General features: G+C 69.7%; 19 protein-coding genes. 11 read left to right on the top strand and 8 right to left on the bottom strand.

What is annotated here, in order from left to right; translation table 11 throughout:
• Positions 1-186 precede the first annotated feature (186 nt).
• Together ACWCP8_RS33090 and ACWCP8_RS33085 are read right to left on the bottom strand one after the other, a co-directional pair.
• The gene (locus ACWCP8_RS33090; protein WP_451119903.1) at positions 187-2,340 is read right to left on the bottom strand and encodes an FtsX-like permease family protein; all 2,154 of its coding nucleotides are present in this window, start codon (positions 2,338-2,340) and stop codon (positions 187-189) included.
• Positions 2,334-3,149: an ABC transporter ATP-binding protein gene (locus ACWCP8_RS33085; RefSeq protein ID WP_352268464.1), complete on the bottom strand. Its 816-nt coding sequence runs from the start codon at positions 3,147-3,149 to the stop codon at positions 2,334-2,336. The genes ACWCP8_RS33090 and ACWCP8_RS33085 overlap by 7 nt, the downstream gene beginning before the upstream one ends.
• A 106-nt stretch (positions 3,150-3,255) precedes the next feature.
• Here ACWCP8_RS33085 and ACWCP8_RS33080 point away from each other — a divergent pair, with 106 nt between their 5' ends.
• Positions 3,256-4,422, top strand: coding sequence for a DUF2786 domain-containing protein (locus tag ACWCP8_RS33080; protein ID WP_451119900.1), 1,167 nt, complete (start codon positions 3,256-3,258; stop codon positions 4,420-4,422).
• A gap of 139 nt (positions 4,423-4,561) precedes the next feature.
• The gene (locus tag ACWCP8_RS33075; protein WP_451119907.1) at positions 4,562-4,807 is read left to right on the top strand and encodes a hypothetical protein; all 246 of its coding nucleotides are present in this window, start codon (positions 4,562-4,564) and stop codon (positions 4,805-4,807) included.
• Between the two features lie 72 nt (positions 4,808-4,879).
• On the opposite strand, the gene ACWCP8_RS33070 is transcribed toward ACWCP8_RS33075, so the two are convergent.
• Positions 4,880-5,371 (bottom strand): hypothetical protein, encoded by a 492-nt coding sequence (locus tag ACWCP8_RS33070; RefSeq protein WP_382835253.1) that lies wholly within the window; start codon positions 5,369-5,371, stop codon positions 4,880-4,882.
• Positions 5,372-5,653: 282 nt separating this feature from the next.
• Here ACWCP8_RS33070 and ACWCP8_RS33065 point away from each other — a divergent pair, with 282 nt between their 5' ends.
• Positions 5,654-5,896, top strand: a complete 243-nt coding sequence (locus ACWCP8_RS33065; RefSeq protein ID WP_030972273.1) for a DUF397 domain-containing protein — start codon at positions 5,654-5,656, stop codon at positions 5,894-5,896.
• A gap of 58 nt (positions 5,897-5,954) precedes the next feature.
• Here the strand turns inward: ACWCP8_RS33065 and ACWCP8_RS33060 are convergent, their stop codons facing one another.
• Positions 5,955-6,458, bottom strand: a complete 504-nt coding sequence (locus tag ACWCP8_RS33060; protein WP_352268468.1) for an ATP-binding protein — start codon at positions 6,456-6,458, stop codon at positions 5,955-5,957.
• 327 nt (positions 6,459-6,785) lie between these two features.
• Between ACWCP8_RS33060 and ACWCP8_RS33055 the strand changes: the two genes are divergently transcribed.
• The 6 genes from ACWCP8_RS33055 to ACWCP8_RS33030 all read left to right on the top strand — a co-directional run bounded on the left by ACWCP8_RS33055 (position 6,786) and on the right by ACWCP8_RS33030 (position 12,358).
• Complete coding sequence (locus tag ACWCP8_RS33055) at positions 6,786-7,667, top strand: helix-turn-helix domain-containing protein (protein ID WP_352268469.1); 882 nt, start codon at positions 6,786-6,788, stop codon at positions 7,665-7,667.
• A 54-nt stretch (positions 7,668-7,721) separates the two neighbouring features.
• A complete protein-coding gene (locus ACWCP8_RS33050) occupies positions 7,722-9,179 on the top strand; it encodes an aldehyde dehydrogenase family protein (protein WP_352268470.1) in 1,458 nt (485 codons plus the stop codon).
• Positions 9,180-9,282: 103 nt separating this feature from the next.
• Positions 9,283-9,834, top strand: a complete 552-nt coding sequence (locus ACWCP8_RS33045; RefSeq protein WP_352268471.1) for a DinB family protein — start codon at positions 9,283-9,285, stop codon at positions 9,832-9,834.
• A gap of 17 nt (positions 9,835-9,851) precedes the next feature.
• On the top strand, positions 9,852-10,493 hold the full coding sequence (locus tag ACWCP8_RS33040) for a PadR family transcriptional regulator (RefSeq protein ID WP_352268473.1): 642 nt from the start codon (positions 9,852-9,854) through the stop codon (positions 10,491-10,493).
• Positions 10,494-10,583: 90 nt separating this feature from the next.
• Positions 10,584-11,531: an ATP-binding cassette domain-containing protein gene (locus ACWCP8_RS33035; protein ID WP_451119897.1), complete on the top strand. Its 948-nt coding sequence runs from the start codon at positions 10,584-10,586 to the stop codon at positions 11,529-11,531.
• Positions 11,528-12,358: an ABC transporter permease gene (locus ACWCP8_RS33030; RefSeq protein WP_451119895.1), complete on the top strand. Its 831-nt coding sequence runs from the start codon at positions 11,528-11,530 to the stop codon at positions 12,356-12,358. The genes ACWCP8_RS33035 and ACWCP8_RS33030 overlap by 4 nt, the downstream gene beginning before the upstream one ends.
• Positions 12,359-12,408: 50 nt before the next feature.
• Here ACWCP8_RS33030 and ACWCP8_RS33025 read toward each other — a convergent pair whose 3' ends face one another.
• From ACWCP8_RS33025 to ACWCP8_RS33015, 3 genes are all read right to left on the bottom strand, one after another.
• A complete protein-coding gene (locus ACWCP8_RS33025; protein ID WP_451119893.1) occupies positions 12,409-13,833 on the bottom strand; it encodes a glutamate decarboxylase in 1,425 nt (474 codons plus the stop codon).
• A 58-nt stretch (positions 13,834-13,891) separates the two neighbouring features.
• Positions 13,892-14,515, bottom strand: a complete 624-nt coding sequence (wrbA, locus tag ACWCP8_RS33020) for an NAD(P)H:quinone oxidoreductase (RefSeq protein ID WP_382835232.1) — start codon at positions 14,513-14,515, stop codon at positions 13,892-13,894.
• A gap of 102 nt (positions 14,516-14,617) precedes the next feature.
• A complete protein-coding gene (locus tag ACWCP8_RS33015) occupies positions 14,618-15,877 on the bottom strand; it encodes an ion channel protein (RefSeq protein WP_451119891.1) in 1,260 nt (419 codons plus the stop codon).
• Between the two features lie 150 nt (positions 15,878-16,027).
• Here ACWCP8_RS33015 and ACWCP8_RS33010 point away from each other — a divergent pair, with 150 nt between their 5' ends.
• Entirely contained in the window at positions 16,028-16,786 is a 759-nt protein-coding gene (locus tag ACWCP8_RS33010; RefSeq protein ID WP_356001383.1) for a MerR family transcriptional regulator, read from the top strand.
• 44 nt (positions 16,787-16,830) lie between these two features.
• On the opposite strand, the gene ACWCP8_RS33005 is transcribed toward ACWCP8_RS33010, so the two are convergent.
• Positions 16,831-17,196 (bottom strand): YbjQ family protein, encoded by a 366-nt coding sequence (locus tag ACWCP8_RS33005; RefSeq protein WP_267004495.1) that lies wholly within the window; start codon positions 17,194-17,196, stop codon positions 16,831-16,833.
• A gap of 157 nt (positions 17,197-17,353) precedes the next feature.
• Between ACWCP8_RS33005 and ACWCP8_RS33000 the strand changes: the two genes are divergently transcribed.
• Complete coding sequence (locus ACWCP8_RS33000; protein ID WP_352268483.1) at positions 17,354-18,067, top strand: DedA family protein; 714 nt, start codon at positions 17,354-17,356, stop codon at positions 18,065-18,067.
• Positions 18,068-18,085: the final 18 nt, after the last annotated feature.

Below are 18,085 nucleotides of genomic sequence, written 5' to 3'. Positions count from 1 at the left end.
GCTTCTTTCCCCTACTGCTTGTTATTCTTTTTTTTTGGTGTGGTGGTGGGGCGGGGGGGGGGGGGGGCGGGGGGGGGGGGGGGGGGGCTTCACCCCACCCCGCCCCTTCCCGAAACCCGAGGGATTCGCCCCCCCGCCCCCCAGTCCTCGATCGCCTGACGGGCCGAGGGGGTGGGGAGCGGCGATTCACCCGTGTCGAACGGCCTTCGGCGCCATGGCCGCCACCACCGCGACCACTGCACACGTTCCGGCCGCACCCCCCACCACCGGCCACGGGATCGCCACCGTGACCGGCGCGGACAGCGTGGCCAGCGCGGCGCCGAGTCCGGCCAGATTCACCGCGGTCACGGCCATGCCGAGCACCGCGCCGAGCCCCACGGCGAACAGCGTCTCCCCGGCGACGACCCCGAGCACCTGCGGCCGGGTGGCCCCGGCCAGTCGCAGCGCGTTCAGCTCCGCGGACCGTACGGAACCGGCCATCAGCAGGGTGTTGGCGAGCGCGAGCGCCGTGTACACGAGGGCGATGCCCAGCACCACGATCAGGCCGAGCCGCGTCTGCGGGCTCGTGCGCGGATGGGTCGCGGCCAGCCACTGATCCGTCGACCGCACAGTCCCCCCGGTGCCGCGAAGGACGGCCGTGACCGCCGCCCTGTCCGCGCCGGGGGCGAGGCGTACGTCGATCCGGTCCACCGGAGCCGTCGGCGCGTTCGCCGCCGTGACGTACGCCCCGTTGTTCCCCGCCCCGATGGCCAGTACCGCCGCGATCCGCAGTGACACCGGCCGCCCGTCGCCGAGCCACACCCGTACCGTCGTGCCGACCGTGCGCTGCTCCCACTCCTCGTTCACGACGATCGAGCGGTCGTCGAGATTGCGCAGGTCGCCCGCCACCACCGGCAGCCGCTCGACGGCCGCCAGAGCCCTCGCGTCGTCGACCGCCCGCGCCTGCGATCTGATGACGGCGGTGCCCTCCTCCCGTACGAAGACCGCGGTCGACGCCGAAGCGGACAGCGTCGCCCCGGGAACCGGCCGCGCCTTCAAGTCCTCCGAGCCCTTCAGGTGCTCGCCTGTCACGACCAGATCGGCCCGGGTGTGTTCGCGCGCCTCGGCAGCCTTCGCCTGCGACACCGTCGTCGCGGAGCCCAGCACCGAACCGGCCAGTGCCACTGTGATCAGTACAGGAGCGGCCACCGCGGCGGTGCGGCGAAGGGACGCGGCCGTATTCGCCCGTACGAGCATCCCTGTTGCCCCGGGAAGACGGAGCAGCCGGGTCAACGGACGCACGAGCAGCGGCGCGAGCAGGGCCGCAGCCGTGATCAGCACCATCGGCTGGGTGGTGTACGTCTTCCGCTTCAGCAGCCCGGACGCGTCCGTGACCAGCGATTTCGTCATCAGGAACGCGGCACCGGCGAGCAGTGCGAAACCCAGCAACCGGCGTACGGGCGGCAGGACGCCCGTATCGACGTCGGCCTCGCGCAACGCCTCGGCCGGGCCGATCCTGCCCGCTCGCCGCGACGCCGCCCATACGCCCGCCAGCGCCACGGCCGGGCCGGTCCAGAAGGCCACGTGCAGCGGCCAGGCCACGGGGCGGATGGTGAACCAGGAGGGTGCCGCCTCGCCGTCGACCAGCAGTTGCGCAAGGTGCGGCGCGCCCCAGTGACCCAGCGCGCACCCGGCTGCCGAGGCGATCGTGCCGACCACGGCCGCCTCCGTCAGCAGCAGCCGCCGCAGCTGGCCGGGGGTGGCGCCCGCCATGCGCAGCAGGCCGAACTCTCGGCGGCGCAGGGCCACCGCGAACGCGAACGTCGATGCGACGACGAAGATTGAGATGAATGCGGTGATACCGCCCGCCGTGCCGAGCAGGGCGTTCACGGTCAGCAGCGCCTCGGCGTCCCGCTCCGTCGCCGGGTCGGCGCGGCGGCGGCCGTCGCCGGTGAGGACCTGGGCGCGGTCGCCGACGACGCGGCGTACGTCGGCGACGGGAGCGTCCACGCCGACGGCGTCCGGGCCGCCGCTGCCGGTTGCCCGCCCGGCCGGGGTCACCGGGCCGAGCGCCCGAAGGTCGCTCAAGAGTTCGCTGTCCACAGGGTGTGGATGAGCCAGTCGCCGCGTGACCTGCGCGGTGGACGCTCCGCGCCGCACCGGCACGGTCAGCGTGTCGTTGCCCATCACCACCACCTGGGAGGCGGCGAACCGTTGGGGCTCATGGTCGGGGGCGTCGAACGTCGAGGCCAGTCCCAGCCCCATCGTCGCGATCAGCCCGACGCCGAGCGCGAGGGCGACGAAGGTGCCGATGAGGGTGGTCCATCGGGTCCGCAGCGCGGTCAGGGCGACGGTCAGCACGACGCCGCCTCCGTGTGAGCGGGCAGGACGGGGGTCGTCCGGCCGGAGATCTTCTGCCGGGTGCCTGTTCGGCCTGAGGCCGTCCAGGTCGCGATCCGTTCCGCGGTGAGGCCGGTCAGGTCGTCCGCCACCTGCCCGTCGACCAGGAAGACCACCCGGTCCGCATAGGCCGCCGCCACCGGATCGTGCGTGACCATCACGATCGTCTGCCGCTCCCGGTCCACGAGTTCGCGCAGCATCACCAGCACCTGCCGGCTCGTCTCGCTGTCCAGCGCGCCGGTGGGTTCGTCGCCGAAGAGCACCGCGGGCCGGGTGATCAGCGCCCGCGCCAGCGCCACCCGTTGCTGCTGGCCGCCGGAGAGTTCGGTGGGCCGGTGGTCCGCCCGGTCGGCGAGACCGACCCGGGCGAGCGAGGCGCGTACGTCGGCACGGGACGGTCGGCGGCCGGCCAGCCGCAGCGGCAGCGCGACGTTCTGGGCGGCCGTCAGCGAAGGGACCAAGTTGAACGACTGGAAGACGAAGCCGATCCGGTCCCGGCGCAGCAGAGTCAGCCGGCGCTCACTCAGCCCGGTCAGCTCCGTACCGCCCACCTCGACGGTGCCGGATGTCGGCCGGTCGAGTCCGGCCGCGCAGTGCAGGAGCGTCGATTTGCCGGAGCCGGACGGTCCCATGACGGCGGTGAAGGTGCCCGGGCGGACGGTGAGGTCGATGCCGCAGAGGGCGTCGACGTCTCCGTAGGCGCGTCGTACGGAGCGGAGCCGCACGGCGTCGGCGGCATCGGTGGAGTCGGTCGCGGGGGCGGAAGTCATGGTTTCGATCGAACCGTGGCAGGGCCCGCCGGACACGACCACCAGAACCCGTCTCCGGGGTAGGGCCAGGCATACCCCGGAGCCCGGCCCTGCCTACCCTGACCTCATGGAACCGGTGATCGACCAGGCATTCGCGGCAGCCCTCTACTCGGACGGTGACGCCGGTCTCGACACCGGTGCCTCCCTTCTCGCCGCCGATCCGACGGCGGATGCGGAACTGTTCCGGCGCGGCGAGGAGTTCGTCCGGCGCGCCTGGGAGCGAGGCTGGCAGCCCGCCGACGTCGTGCGGATCGTCCGCCGCGAACTCGACGAGACGCGGGCCGGCCTCGCCGCCGACCTGATCACCACGGAGACCGGACGGTACGAGCAGCTGCCGTCCCGCTGGCGGTCCCAGCTCGCCGAGCTTCCCGCGCCGCCGCCCCGGAACAGGCCCGACCGGTTCTCCTACGCCTCCGCCCTGCTCGGTCTCTACCGATTGCTGCTCCGGCTCCCCGCGATCGAACCGGTCGGCCCGCCGCCCGGCGCCCCCGGCCACCGGCTCCGTCTGCCGCCCGCGCACGACGAGCCCCGCATGCTGACCCGGATCCGCGCCCTGCTCGCGAAGGCGGAGGCGACCGGTTTCCCGGAGGAGGCGGAGGCCCTGACCACCAAGGCGCAGGAGCTGATGGCCCGGCACTCCATCGACGAGGCCCTTCTCGCCGCGCGTACGCACAGCAAGGAGGCGCCGGGCGCCTGCCGGATCGGAGTCGATGCCCCGTACGAGACGGCGAAGGCGATCCTGCTCGACGCCGTCGCCTCGGCCAACCGCTGCCGCGCGGTGTGGAACAGCGACCTCGGCTTCTCGACGGTCGTCGGCTTCGAACCGGACCTGGCGGCCGTGGAGCTGCTCCACACCTCCCTGCTGGTCCAGGGCACGGCGGCGATGGCGAAGGCCGAGGCGGGACAGCGGGCCGGCGGACGCAAGCGGACCAAGACGTTCCGTCAGTCCTTCCTGATGGCGTACGTCCAGCGGCTGGGCGCTCGTCTCGCGGCCGACACCGCCCGGGTGACCGCGGCCTCGGTCTCGGAGGAGGGAGCTGCCGCCGGCGATCTGCTCCCGGTCCTTGCAGCGCGGGACGTGGCGGTCACCGACGCCGCGGACCGGATGTTCCCGGAGACGACGAGCACCCGGGTGCGCGGAGTGTCGGACGGCGAGGGCTGGGCGCACGGTACGGCTGCCGCCGACCGGGCCCGGATGAGTGAGCGGAGGCCGGGCATCGACGGCTCCCGGTAGGGGTGTGCGCGAACGTGATACCTCGCAGCCGGGTGCCACGTCCGTGGGCGGGGGACGGTGCACCTGCCCCGAGGTGACGTCCGGAGAGCCCCTATGGCCGAAAAGTTCCGATGATGGGCATTCCGGCTAGGCTCGGGGCATGAGCTGGCTCCGGGCGCGGAAGGAGACCACCCGCTCGGGGTTGAAGATCGAGCGGCGGCGCCTCGAACCGCTCATCGCGATCCGCGGTACGGCCGGGCTCGCCCTGGTCATCGGGGTCGGACTCGCCTTCTTCGGGCCGGTGGTCGCCGCCGGCTCCGCGTTCGACGCGTTCCAGGAGTTCCCCCAGGGCCTGGACGGCTCCACGGCCGGCTCGGCCGGAGCCGGCCGTGCCGGACGGAACTGAGGACGGACCGTCCGGAACTGCCCCGTACGCAGTGCTGCTTCAGGGGCTCGGCCCAGTCCCGATGACGGGCACTCAGGGAGTGGGCAGGCCCGGCAGCCCCGTCGGCAGCGCACCCGGATCGGTCTTGGCCAGGGTGTCCTTGCCGCCGGCGTCCCACGACACGGTGATCGTCTTGCCGTTGTTGGACTCGATCGATCCCATGGTGCGGTCGGTATTGCCGTCGGTGCACTTCAGCTCCAGCATCACCTTGCCCATGTCCTTCACCTCGCCCGAGCAGACATGGGCGTCGGCGACGAGCGCCGCCTTCCCGGATGCGACGGACAGGGCGACGGCCTTGCCGTCGGTCAGCCCGGCCCAGGTGCCCTCCAGTGCCGAGGCGTCGGCCGCGGAACCGCTGTCGCCACTGTCCCCGGAGTCGCTGCCGCCACCGGCCGCCGACGCCTGCCCGTCGGAGGCGTCCTTGCCCGAATCGCTCTTCCCGCTGTCACTGCCGCAACCGGTCAGAGTGACTGCGGCGACCAGACCCGCGACGAGGACGGCGCCGGTGCGTACGAGATTCTGCACGTGAAATTCCCCCTTGTTGACGAAAGACCGCGCAAAACTACCAGGGAGCACGGAGCGGATCACGGGGTAGCCCATGGGGCGACTTCCGGGCAACTGCCCGGCGTGGGAGCCAAATAGACGGTCCGTTCGTCTGTCTCCTGCGAGGGCGGGCACACGGGGAAGGTAAAGCTGTAATCAAAGGAACACCCCGCGTGCACGTGCATCTGCTCATGCATAGGCATATGAACACAGCTATGATCCGAGACAGTTGACACTTGCACCTTGCAACTCGGGGAGCGTCCTGTGCACCACGTGTACAACGGCATGGCGGCCACAGAGCTTCGCGGAGTCGTCTGGCAGAAGAGCAGGCACAGCAACTCCCAAGGATCTTGCGTGGAGTTCGCAAAACTGCCCGACGGGGATGTGGCGATGCGGAATTCACGCCATCCCGACGGGCCTGCCCTGGTCTATACGCCGGCCGAGATAGAGGCGTTGCTGCTCGGCGTGAAGGACGGGGAGTTCGACCACCTGATAGCGGAAAACTGACCGTCGCACCCGCGCGACCGGTCCTGCGCCCCGCATACGAGCCCGGGGCTCGTATGCGTCACGCGTCGCCGGACAGCCGGAACAGCGCCCAGACCACCTTGCCGCGCAGCGCCGGTGCCTCGGCCGACGGGTTCTCCGCGCCCGGCACGGGGGACGGATGCCAGCCCCAGCTGTCGCTGAACGACTCCACCAGGAACAGTCCCCGGCCCGACTCCGCGGAGTCCGCGGCCTCGGCGGCGACAGGGCTCTCCTGACTGGGGTCGCGCACCGCGCACACCAGTCGCGAGGTCCAGCGCATCAAGTGCAGTCGTACGGGAGGGTCCTGGGGGTCTCTCGGGGCGTCCGCAGGCAGTGCGTGCCGCAGGGCGTTGGTGACGAGTTCGGAGACGACGAGCGCGACATCGTCGAAGCGGTCGCTCAGCTCCCACCGGTTCAGCGTCGCTCTGGTGAACTGCCTGGCCCCGCCCACGGCTTCGTACCGGGCCGGAAGGGTGCAGGTGGCCGATCCGGAGACGGCTGAGGGATCGATGGGGGGAAGCCCCTGCCGTAACGGCTCGAGCATCGTCGATCCATTCGTCCCCATGCGAGGCACTCCCGGGATTCGCGGCTGTAGCGGTACTGCGGTGGTACAGCGGCACAACACGAACGAGCACGCAGGTGCGCGGGGTCCATGGTTCCGAATGCGCTGGGCAGATGCAAGGGCAGATGCACGTGCACGCGCCGGACCTGTCCGATCCCGTGCCGGTTCTTGCTCATTTCTTCCTACGGGAAGTTTCATAGCTTTCTGGAAGTCTTCTCATTTCCGTAATCGAATGAGTACGGGCTGAAGCGTTTTGATGGCAGAATCCGGCTCTTGGGGTTCAGGGGGAGCCCCGATGCCCAGGAAGCGATGGGGAGGGTTGGACCGGTGGCGGCAGGCGAGTCGAGTGGATCTGTGGTGCGGCGCATCCTGCTGGGCTCACAGCTCAGGCGGCTGCGCGACTCGCGCGGCATCACCCGCGAGGCGGCCGGCTACTCCATCCGGGCTTCCGAATCGAAGATCAGCCGCATGGAGTTGGGACGGGTGAGCTTCAAGGCCAGGGACGTCGAGGACCTGCTCACGCTCTACGGCGTCATGGACGAGGCGGAGCGCGACTCCCTGCTCGGCCTGGCCCGCGAAGCCAATGTGGCGGGGTGGTGGCACAGTTACGGAGATGTGCTGCCCGGCTGGTTCCAGACCTACATCGGTCTGGAGGGGGCGGCCTCGCTCATCCGCATCTACGAAGTCCAGTTCGTCCACGGCCTGTTGCAGACCGAGGCCTACGCCCATGCCGTCGTCTCCCGCGGCATGCGCGGCGCCCCCGCCGCCGAGATCGACCGCCGGGTCGCGCTCCGGCTGGAGCGGCAGAAGGCCCTCGTCTCCGAACGGGCGCCGCGCTTCCATGCCGTGCTGGACGAGGCCGCGCTGCGTCGCCCGTACGGCGAACGCGGAGTGATGCGGGCGCAATTGCGGCATCTGATCGAAATGTCGGAGCAGCCGAACATCACGCTTCAGGTGATGCCCTTCAGTTTTGGCGGGCATGCGGGCGAGAGCGGTTCCTTTACGATGCTGAGTTTTCCGGAATCCGATCTGTCGGACATTGTCTATTTGGAGCAGCTGACAAGTGCGCTCTATCTGGACAAGCGCGAGGAAGTCGCTCAGTACGAAAAGGCCATGGCGCGGCTCCATCAGGACAGTCCGGGGCCCGAAGAGAGCCGTGATCTGCTTCGCGGCCTGCTCCAACTGACCTGAGACATCAGTACGATGACGTCTCAACAGGAGTCTGCACCTGCAGTAAGGGATCGCATGTCCTTCTTCAATGAGCTGGCCAACCAGTACATCGACGGTGAGTGGCGGACCGGTACCGGCTCCTGGGACATCATCGATTTCAATCCGTACAACGGCGAAAAGCTCGCCGCGATCACCGTCGCCACCGCACAGGAGGTCGACGAGGCCTATCGCGCCGCCGAGCGCGCCCAGCGGATCTGGGCCGACACCAATCCGTACGAACGCCGCCTCGTCCTCGAACGCGCCCTGCGCATCACCGATGAACTCACCGAGGACATCATCGGCGCGATCATCGACGAGCTGGGCGGCACCCGGCTCAAGGCGGAGTACGAGATCCGCTGCGCCAAGGACTTCCTGCGCGAGGCGATCCAGCAGGCGCTGCGCCCCGAGGGCCGGATCCTGCCGTCCCCGGTGGACGGCAAGGAGAACCGCGTCTACCGGCTGCCCGTCGGCGTCATAGGCGTGATAAGTCCGTTCAACTTCCCCTTCCTGGTGACGATGAAGTCGGTCGCCCCGGCTCTGGCGCTGGGCAACGCGGTCGTCATCAAGCCCAACCAGAACGCCCCCGTGGTCGGCGGCGGACTGATCGCCAAGATCTTCGAGGAGGCCGGGCTGCCCGCCGGACTGCTCAACGTCCTGGTCACCGACATCGCCGAGATCGGCGACGCGCTCATAGCGCACCCCGTACCCAAGGTGATCTCCTTCGCCGGCTCGGACCGGGTCGGCCGCCATGTCGGCGCGACCGCCGGCGGGCTCTTCAAGCGGACCGTCCTCGAACTCAGCGGCAACAGCGCCCTGGTGGTGCTGGAGGACGCCGACATCGACTACGCGGTCGACGCGGCGGTCTTCAGCCGCTTCGTCTACCAGGGGCAGGTCTGTATGGCCGCCAACCGCATCCTGGTGGACCGCTCCGTCGCGCCGGAGTTCACCGAGAAGTTCATCGCCAAGGTGGCCGCGCTCAGGACCGGCGACCCGCGGGATCCGGCCACCCAGATCGGCCCCGTCATCAACACCTTCCAGGCCGACGCGCTGACCGCCCTGGTCGACCAGGCGATCGCGGATGGCGCCACGGCGCTCGTGCGAGGCCGCACCCATGGCAATCTCGTCGAGCCCACCGTCCTCGCTGGGCTGCCGGACGACTCCCCGCTGCTGGCCCAGGAGATCTTCGGCCCGGTGGCGCTGCTGGTGACGTTCGACGGCGAGGAGGACGCCGTACGGATCGCCAACGACTCCCCGTACGGGCTGAGCGGCGCCGTGCACACGGCCAACGCGGAACGCGGGGTGCGGTTCGCGAAACGCATCGTCACCGGGATGTTCCACGTGAACGACTCCACCATCCAGGACGACCCGCTGGTGTCCTTCGGCGGCGAGAAGTTCTCCGGATCCGGGCGGCTGAACGGCGATGCCACCGTGGAGGCGTTCACCACCCAGAAGTGGATCTCGATCCAGCACGGCCGGACCGAATTCTCGCTCTGATGCCCACCTGTTGAGGACGGAAGCTGTCCGCAAGGGTCCGTAGCTTGGTCGGTGTCAGGAAGACACCGGGCGTAAGCCCGAACGGTTCCGAAGGGCGGACACCATGGTCACTCACGTTCCCGCAGAGGCCCACGGCGACGAGCGCGGCGCGCTCCTCTCCTTCGTCGAGGCGCAGCGCGGCGCGATCCGGCGCTCGCTGATCGGGCTGACCGAGGAGCAGGCGGCGAGCCGGCCCAGCGCCAGCGAACTCTCCCTCTCCGGGCTGCTCAAGCATGTCGCCGAGACCGAGTTGAACTGGTTGCGTCTCGCTCAGCAGCGCTCCAATGAGAAGGCCCGCACCGAGGAGACGTGGGCGGACAGCTTCCGGCTGGTCGGGGACGAGACCGTCCCGCAGATGCTGGAGTTCTGGGCGAAGGCCGCGGCGGAGACCGAGGAGTTCATCCACTCGGTGGAGAGCATGAACGACACATTCCCGCTGCCCGAGGCGCCCTGGTTCCCGAAGGACGAGAAGTGCTCGATGCGCTGGCTGCTGGTCCATCTCGTCGAGGAGATCGCCCGGCACGCCGGGCATGCCGACATCATCCGGGAGTCCCTGGACGGCCGTACCGCGTTCGAACTGGTCGCGCAGGAGGCGGGCTACCCTAGTCAAAGTTGAATAGGAAGGGTGAGTGGATGTCCGCGATCCGGCTGCTGGTCCTCGGTGCCGTGCGGCAGCACGGCCGGGCGCACGGCTATCAGGTCCGCAACGACCTGGAGTACTGGGGCGCCCACGAGTGGTCCAACGCCAAGCCGGGCTCGATCTACCACGCCCTGAAGCAGATGGCGAAGCAAGGGCTGCTGGTCGCCCATGAGACCGCTCCGAGCATTGCGGGCGGCCCGCCCCGCACCGAGTACGAGATCACCGAGCGGGGCACGGAGGAGTACCTCGCGCTGCTGCGTGCGGCGCTGACCGCGTACGACCAGAAGATGGACGTGCTGTCGGCAGGCATCGGCTTCATCGTCGACCTGGAGCGCTCCGAGGCGGTCGCGCTGCTGAAGGAGCGGGTGGCGGGGCTGGCGGCCTGGCGGGCCTCGGTCACCGAGTACTACACACCGGAGGACGGGCCCGAGTCGCTGGGCCACATCGGGGAGATCATGAACATGTGGGTCCACTCGGCGGACGCCGGGGCCGAGTGGACGCGGGGGTTGATCGCGCGGATCGAGGGCGGCGCGTACACCTTCGCGGGGGAGGGTGATCCGTTCGTCGGCGTACTTGCCGAGGGCGACGAGAACCCGTACGCGACCGGTGTCCAGGATCCCGGGGACAACGGCTAATCAAGTTTGACGAATGAGAGAGCTGCAGTTATCTTCTCCGTCTAGTCAAGTTTGACTAGGTGCGTGACGACGGCGAGAGGGTGTGGCGATTTGACCGACGCGATCGTTCTCGAAGATGTGCACAAGAGGTACGGCGGCAAGCGCGTCCTGGACGGCCTCGATCTCAGGGTCGGCCGGGGCACGGTGCATGCCGTGCTCGGCCCCAACGGCGCCGGCAAGACCACGGCCGTACGCATCCTGTCGACGCTGCTGCGGCACGACGAGGGCCGGGCCGAGGTGGCGGGGTTCGACGTACGGAGCCGGGCCGGCGAGGTCCGGCGACGGATCGGGCTGCTCGGGCAGAACGCGGCGGTCGACGAGGAGCTCGGCGGCCGGCAGAACCTGGAGATGTTCGGCCGGCTGTACCACCTGGGCGCACGCCGTGCGGGCGTACGGGCCGACGAGCTGCTGGCCCGCTTCGGGCTCGCGGACACCGGCCGCAAGGCGGTCAGGGAGTACAGCGGCGGTATGCGACGGCGGCTCGATCTGGCCGCCTCACTGATCACCGACCCCGAGGTGCTCTTCCTGGACGAGCCGACGACCGGACTCGACCCGCGCGGGCGGGCCGAGGTGTGGGCGGCGGTGCGTTCACTGGTCGGCGGCGGCACGACCGTACTGCTGGCCACGCAGTATCTGGAGGAGGCCGATCAGCTTGCGGACCGGATCTCGGTGATCGACGCCGGGCGGGTGGCCGCGGCGGGCACGGCCGATGAGCTGAAGGCGCTGGTGGGCGGGGACCGGATCGATGTCGTCGTCCGCGACGCAACACAACTGGGCGCCGCGGCGGGGCTGCTGACGGGCGGAGTGGTCGTGGATGCGGACCGGCGGCTGATCGGGGCGCCCGCGGGGGACCGGATGGCGACGCTGACCCGGACCGTACGGGCCCTGGAGGAGGCGGGCATCGAGGCCGAGGACATCGCGGTGCGCCGCCCGACCCTGGACGAGGTGTTCCTGTCCCTCACCGACAGGAAGGCGGACGACGCGGAGGTGGTGGCATGAGAGCGGTCGGTACCGGAACGGCTGGTACGAGCGCGGTGGGCGCGACCACGATCGGCTGGGCCGTGGCCGATTCATGGACGATGACCCGGCGCGAACTCGCGCACTGGGCCCGGCAGCCGGTGCAGATCGTCGTCGGCCTGGTCTTCCCCGTGATGTTGCTGCTGATGTTCAACTACCTGGTCGGCGGCGGGCAGGGCATCGACGGCGACAACACCGAGTTCCTGGTGCCCGGCATGCTCGCGCTGACCATGGCGTTCGGTCTGGAGTCGACCATGCTCGCGGTCACCCAGGATCTCACCAAGGGAGTCATCGACCGGTTCCGTTCCATGCCGATGGTGTCCGGTTCGGTGCTGGTCGGCCGGAGCATGGCGGACATGCTCCAGTCGGTGGCCGGGCTCGCCGTGATGATCGGGGTCGGGTACGCGGTCGGCTGGCGCCGGCACGACGGGGTGGCCGCGGCGCTGGGGGCGGTCGGGCTGCTTCTGCTGCTGCGGTTCGCGATGCTGTGGATCGGCATCCAGCTGGCGATGGTGGCCGGGAAGCCGGAGATGGTGCAGGCGGTGCAGATCCTGGTCTGGCCGGTCGGCTTTCTCTCCAACGTCTTTGCCACACCGGAGTCGATGCCGGGCTGGCTGGGCGCGGTCGTCGAATGGAACCCGATGTCGGCGACGGCCACGGCGGTGCGTGACCTGTTCGGCAACCCGGGCGGGGCCGGGGGATCCTGGGCGGCGGAGCATGCCGGACTGCTCGCGGTGGTCTGGCCGGTGGCCCTGATCGCGGTCTTCTTTCCGCTTGCGGTGCGGCGGTTCGCCCGGCTGAGCCACTGACCCGAATCCGATCCCGACCCGGCCGCCCCCGGCGCCGGCTTGCTCCTCGGTCAGTGGTGGAAGGCCGTCGCGACCTCCCGGTCATGACTCAACGGGTGCCGCTGACTGCGCAGTTCGGGCAGCAGCAGGCGGAGGTCCTCCAGGAGCAGTTCTGCGAGGTCCGAGGAGAAGCCGTTGCGGCACACCACCCGGAGCACCGACAGATCCTGCCGGTTGGCGGGGAAGGTGTACGCGGGCACCAGCCAGCCGTGCTCGCGCAGGCGGCGCGACACGTCGAAGACGTCGTACGCCTGCACTTCGGAGGCGGTCGTCAGGGCGAAGACGGGCAACTCATCACCCCTGGTGAGGAGTTGGAAGTCGCCCAGCTTCTCGATCTGAGTGGCGAGCCCGGTCGCCACATCGCGGGAGGCCTGCTGAACGGCGCGGTAGCCGTCCCGGCCCAGCCGCAGGAAGCAGTAGTACTGCGCCACCACCTGCGCACCTGGCCTGGAGAAGTTCAGCGCGAAGGTCGGCATGTCGCCGCCCAGGTAGTTGACCCGGAAGACGAGCTCCTCGGGGAGATTCGCGGGTGAGCGCCACAGCACCCAGCCGACGCCCGGGTAGACCAGCCCGTATTTGTGCCCGGAGGTGTTGATGGACGACACCCGGGGAAGGCGGAAGTCCCACACCAGGTCCTCGTCCAGGAACGGTGCCACCATCGCACCGGACGCGCCGTCGACATGGACGGGGATGTCGAGGCCGGTGCGCTCCTGCAGGGCGTCCAGGGCCGCGCAGAGGTCGGCGACGGGCTCGTACGAACCGTCGAAGGTGGAGCCGAGGATCCCGACCACGCCGATGGTGTTCTCGTCGCAGAGCTCGGCGGCGGCCTGCGGGTCGAGATGGAAGCGGCCGCCCTCCATCGGGACCTGCCGGGCCTCGACCTCCCAGAAATTGCAGAACTTGTCCCAGCAGACCTGCACATTGATGCCCATGACGAGGTTGGGCTTGGCGCTCGCCGGGTAGCGGTCGGCGTTCCTGGCCGACCAGCGGCGTTTGAGCGCCAGGCCGGCGAGCATGCAGGCCTCGCTGGAGCCGGTGGTCGAACAGCCCACCGTCTTCGAGGGGTCGGGCGCGTTCCACAGGTCGGCGAGCATCGCCACACAGCGGCGTTCCAGCTCGGCGGTGCGCGGGTACTCGTCCTTGTCGATCATGTTCTTGTCCAGGCACTCGCCCATCAGCACGCCGGCCTCGGGCTCCATCCAGGTGGTGACGAAGGTGGCGAGATTGAGCCGGGAGTTTCCGTCGAGCATCAGCTCGTCATGGACCAGGCCGTACGCGGTCGACGGCGGCAGCGGTCCGTCGGGCAGCCGGTGCCGCGGCGGCGCGCACGTCATCCCGACCGTCGGATCGGCCTCCCCGAAGAACGGGTTGAAGGCACGCCTGCGCCGCTCTTCGGACGGTTCCTTCTCGTGATTCGAACCTTTGTGGAGAGGCATCGGCGGACAGTCCTTCTCAGCTCGTGGCGGCGATGACGGTGGCGGTGGCCTGCTCGGGTCAGCTCCCGGCCGCGAGGCCGGACTTGATGGCGCGGGTGAACTTCACGACCCGCTCGGCCTGCACCCGGGCCGCGGTCAGGGTCTGCTCACCGACCGGGATGTCGCCCTGCCCGGCGATGTGCGAGGTGCCGTAGGGATTGCCGTCGACGAACTTCGTCGGGTCCGTGTAACCGGGGGCGACGAGGATGCCGCCGAAGTGATGGATCGAGTTGTAGAGCGCCAGCAGCGTGGACTCCTGACCGCCGTGCGGGGTGCTGGTGGAGGTGAAGCCGCTGTAGACCTTGTCCGCGAGATGACCCGCCTGCCAGAGGGCGCCCAGCCGGTCCAGGAACTCCTTGAGCTGGGCCGCGACATTGCCGAACCGGGTCGGCGACCCGAAGATCACGGCATCCGCCCAGATCACGTCGTCCTTCGAGGCCTCGGCGATGCCGGCGGTCGCCTTCGCGTTGGCGGCCCAGGCCGGGTTGGAGTCGATGGCCGCCTGCGGTGCGAGCTCAACCGTCTTGCGCAGCCGTACCTCCGCGCCGGCCTTCTCGGCGTTCTCCGCGATGGCCTTGGCGATGGTCGCGACGGTGCCGGTGGCGGAGTAGTAGATGACGGCGACGTTGACAGGCGTGGGCATACGGGAACCTCCGACGGGCAGACCGGGACGTGGCCATACGGATGTGACGATACGGACAACTGCCGCAACAGGCGCGTCGGACAGGCGCGGTGCGGGTCCGGTTCACCTCAGTGGTGTGCCGTCCTCATGGAGCTGCATCTGGGGCCGTCCGGTCACCAGCAGCCAGCCCGGCAGCGAGGCGACGCACAGCAGCGGCAGTACGGCCGCGTCGCTGACCAGCACCGCCGCCGTAAACAGGCTCAACCAGCCCTGCCGGGTGATGGCGAGCAGAACCCCCAGCACCGCGCACGGCACCGCGTCGACCGCGGCATGGGCGCACAACCCGATCGCTACGCCGACGAACACGGCAGGGAAGATCCGGCCGCCCCGGAAGCCGCAGGTCGCGGCGGTCACCAGCGCGGCCGTCTTCACCACCGCCATGGCGGCGAACTGGCCGGCCGACCAGCCGTTCGGATCGGCGCCGAGCTCTTTCACCTCGTCCAGTCCCTTGAAGAGCGTGAGATGCCCGCCGAGCGCGCCGAGCAGACCGAGCACCAGGCCGCCGCAGGTCAGCATCAGGACCGGATGACGCAGTGTGCGAAAGGCGCGGTGTACGTACGGGAACGCGTACACCGCCGCCAGTCCGAGCAGCGCCGCGGCCGACGTGATCACGGCCGAGTGGAGCAGATCGCCCCAGTGCGGGCCGGGGTAAGGCGGCAGTGACAGGCCGAAGCTGGGGCGGGCCAGCAGCGACATGGTGAGTGCCCCCGCGGCGGCCGCCGCGAGCGGGCCGAAGAGCCGGTCCCAGAGCGCGCCCGGCGTGCCCCCGTCGGCCGCGAGCGACTCGGAGAGGATCAGGGCCGCGGCGATCGGGGTGCCGAACAGTGCGCCGATGCTGCCGGCCGAGGCGAGCGCGATCCACAGGGCGGCCGGAGCCCGTGGGGCGACCCGGCGGCCCAGCCAGAAGGTGAGCGCGATATTGGCGGCGGTGATCGGGTTCTCGGGCCCGAGGCTGACCCCGCCGGCCAGCGCCAGGACCGTCACGACCAGCAGCCCGGGGATGACGTCCGGCGGCAGGGGCGGATCGACCAGCCCGGTGGTGGCCGGGTCGGGTCCCGCGTGACCGTGCACCGTGCGGATGACCAGGCCGGTCGCGAGGCCGGTGGCAGTGAGCATCACGATCATCCACAGCGAGGAGTACCCGCCGATGGAGAGCGCCTCGGGAAGCGTCTCCCAGAGCACGTCCCGGAGCTGCTCCGCGAGGAGACTGATGCCGAGCAGGACGAGCGCCGAGGCCACACCCACGACCAGGGCGGGCACGATGAGAAGCAGCAGCCGACGTGCGGAGGCGGACTCGGCGAGCGTGGGGGAGTCGGAGACCATCGGCTCACCCTAGCGACGCAAAAGCCGCATAATTCGCTGATCGGATCCAAGCGTGAGGGCAATTCGGGCTTGCACCTCACGTCACGTCAGGGCTCAGGCTCGGACACGTACCGACGTACAGAGCGAAGAGAAGAAGGGGGCGGGGAACCCGTGGATCACTCCGTGGGACAGGTCGCCGGTTTCGCCGGAGTCACGGTGCGCACACTGCACCACTACGACGGCATCGGACTGCTCTCGCCCAGCGGGCGCAGCCACGCGGGCCACCGGCGCTACGACGACGGCGACCTCGACCGGCTGCAGCAGATCCTGTTCTACCGGGAGCTCGGCTTCCCGCTCGAAGAGATCGCGGTGCTGCTCGACGACCCGGACGCGGATCCGCAGGACCACCTGCGCCGCCAGCACGCTCTGCTGTCCGGCCGGATCGCCGAGCTCCAGAAGATGGCCGCCGCCGTCGAGACAGCCATGGAGGCACGGAAGATGGGCATCAATCTCACGCCCGAGGAGAAGTTCGAGGTCTTCGGGGCCAAGGACCCGGAGGAGCACGCGGAGGAGGCCGAGCGCCGCTGGGGCGGAACGGCCACGTACGCGGAGTCGCAGCGCCGGGTGGCCCGCTACACCAAGGACGACTGGAAGCGGATGCAGGCCGAGGTCGCCGCATGGGGCGAGGCCTACATCGCCGTGATGGAGGCGGGCGAGCCGGCCGGCTCGGAGGCCGCGATGGAGCTGGCCGAGGCGCACCGGCTCCACATCTCCACATGGTTCTACGAATGCACCTACGGCATCCACCGCGGGCTCGGCGAGATGTACGTGTGCGACCCGCAGTTCCGCGCATACTACGAATCGATCCGGCCCGGCCTGGCCGAGCACCTCCGGGACGCGATCGACGCCAACGCGGAGCGCCGGGCGTAACTCCCCGTACGGGGGCCGAAGGCGCCTCGGCCCCCGTCGGGCGGTCAGGTCTTGCTGATCACGGCCGCTGTGCCGTACGCACAGACCTCCGTGCCCACATCGGCCGCCTCCGTCACGTCGAAGCGCATCATCAGCACCGCATTGGCGCCGCGGGCCATGGCCTGCTCGACGAGCCGCTCCATGGCCTGGTTACGGGTGGCGACGAGGGTCTTGGTCAGCCCCTTCAGCTCGCCGCCGATCATCGACTTCAGCCCGGCGCCGATCTGGCTGCCGAGGTGACGCGAGCGCACCGTCAGGCCGAACACCTCACCGATCACCTGGGTCACCTGGTAGCCGGGGACGTCATTGGTGGTGACGACCAGAACCTCGGACCGCGCGGTCTGGCCGCCGCCGTAATCTTCAATGCCCATCGTGTGGCACCTCCTGGGGACAGCTTTGTCCCGGTTCACCCCCTGTGCATCCTCGCAGCATCCTCACGTGGGCCACTGGAACCCGGAGGCGCCCTGTGGCGTTGATAGCTTTGGGCGGCCACGCAGCCACCATCGACCGATCCTGGAGTCCGGACCCTTGAATACGCTTGCGCTCGGACCGAGCTGGCTGGACCCGGACCATCTCATCGGGCAGTTCGGGCTGCTCGGTGTACTGGTCATCGTCTTCGCCGAGTCCGGGCTGCTGATCGGTTTCTTCCTGCCCGGTGACTCCCTGCTGTTCACCACGGGCCTTCTGGTGACGACGGACAAGCTGCACACCCCGCTGTGGCTCGTCTGTCTCCTGGTGGCGCTGGCGGCGATCATCGGCGACCAGGTGGGCTATCTCTTCGGCCGCAAGGTCGGCCCGTCGCTCTTCAAGCGGCCGGACTCCCGCCTCTTCAAGCAGGAGAACGTCGAGAAGGCCCACGAATTCTTCGAGAAGTACGGTCCGAAGTCGCTGATCCTGGCCCGCTTCGTGCCCGTCGTGCGTACGTTCACGCCGATCATCGCCGGTGTGAGCCGGATGAACTACCGCTCGTTCATCACGTTCAACATCATCGGCGGCGTGCTCTGGGGTGTCGGCGTCACACTGCTCGGTGCCGGGCTCGGCCAGATCGAGTTCGTCCGCAAGAACATCGAGGCGATGCTCATCCTGATCGTGCTGATCTCGGTGGTGCCGATCGCGATCGAGTTCCTGCGCGCCCGCAGCAGGGCGAAGAAGGAAGCGGCCGCCCAGGGCGCGGGCTCCGGCCCGATCGCCGGAGGCGGCAGCCCGGCCCCGGGCCAGCGCGGCCGCCACGCCAAGCGCTGACCCGCCTCCGTACCGGCA

The sequence above is a fragment of the Streptomyces sp. NPDC002206 genome (genome assembly GCF_053593595.1).
The sequence above is the reverse complement of the archived record's forward strand: the minus strand, read 5'-3'. Positions and strand labels throughout refer to the sequence as shown.

What these genes read in the sequence shown, in the direction of transcription:
- ACWCP8_RS33085 (WP_352268464.1), bottom strand. Translation starts at nt 3,149, where the DNA reads ATGACTTCCGCCCCCGCGACCGACTCCACCGATGCCGCCGACGCCGTG.
- ACWCP8_RS33080 (WP_451119900.1), top strand. Translation starts at nt 3,256, where the DNA reads ATGGAACCGGTGATCGACCAGGCATTCGCGGCAGCCCTCTACTCGGAC.
- ACWCP8_RS33075 (WP_451119907.1), top strand. Translation starts at nt 4,562, where the DNA reads ATGAGCTGGCTCCGGGCGCGGAAGGAGACCACCCGCTCGGGGTTGAAG.
- ACWCP8_RS33060 (WP_352268468.1), bottom strand. Translation starts at nt 6,458, where the DNA reads ATGCTCGAGCCGTTACGGCAGGGGCTTCCCCCCATCGATCCCTCAGCC.
- ACWCP8_RS33055 (WP_352268469.1), top strand. Translation starts at nt 6,786, where the DNA reads ATGGGGAGGGTTGGACCGGTGGCGGCAGGCGAGTCGAGTGGATCTGTG.
- ACWCP8_RS33050 (WP_352268470.1), top strand. Translation starts at nt 7,722, where the DNA reads ATGTCCTTCTTCAATGAGCTGGCCAACCAGTACATCGACGGTGAGTGG.
- ACWCP8_RS33045 (WP_352268471.1), top strand. Translation starts at nt 9,283, where the DNA reads ATGGTCACTCACGTTCCCGCAGAGGCCCACGGCGACGAGCGCGGCGCG.
- ACWCP8_RS33040 (WP_352268473.1), top strand. Translation starts at nt 9,852, where the DNA reads ATGTCCGCGATCCGGCTGCTGGTCCTCGGTGCCGTGCGGCAGCACGGC.
- ACWCP8_RS33030 (WP_451119895.1), top strand. Translation starts at nt 11,528, where the DNA reads ATGAGAGCGGTCGGTACCGGAACGGCTGGTACGAGCGCGGTGGGCGCG.
- ACWCP8_RS33025 (WP_451119893.1), bottom strand. Translation starts at nt 13,833, where the DNA reads ATGCCTCTCCACAAAGGTTCGAATCACGAGAAGGAACCGTCCGAAGAG.
- wrbA (WP_382835232.1), bottom strand. Translation starts at nt 14,515, where the DNA reads ATGCCCACGCCTGTCAACGTCGCCGTCATCTACTACTCCGCCACCGGC.
- ACWCP8_RS33015 (WP_451119891.1), bottom strand. Translation starts at nt 15,877, where the DNA reads ATGGTCTCCGACTCCCCCACGCTCGCCGAGTCCGCCTCCGCACGTCGG.
- ACWCP8_RS33005 (WP_267004495.1), bottom strand. Translation starts at nt 17,196, where the DNA reads ATGGGCATTGAAGATTACGGCGGCGGCCAGACCGCGCGGTCCGAGGTT.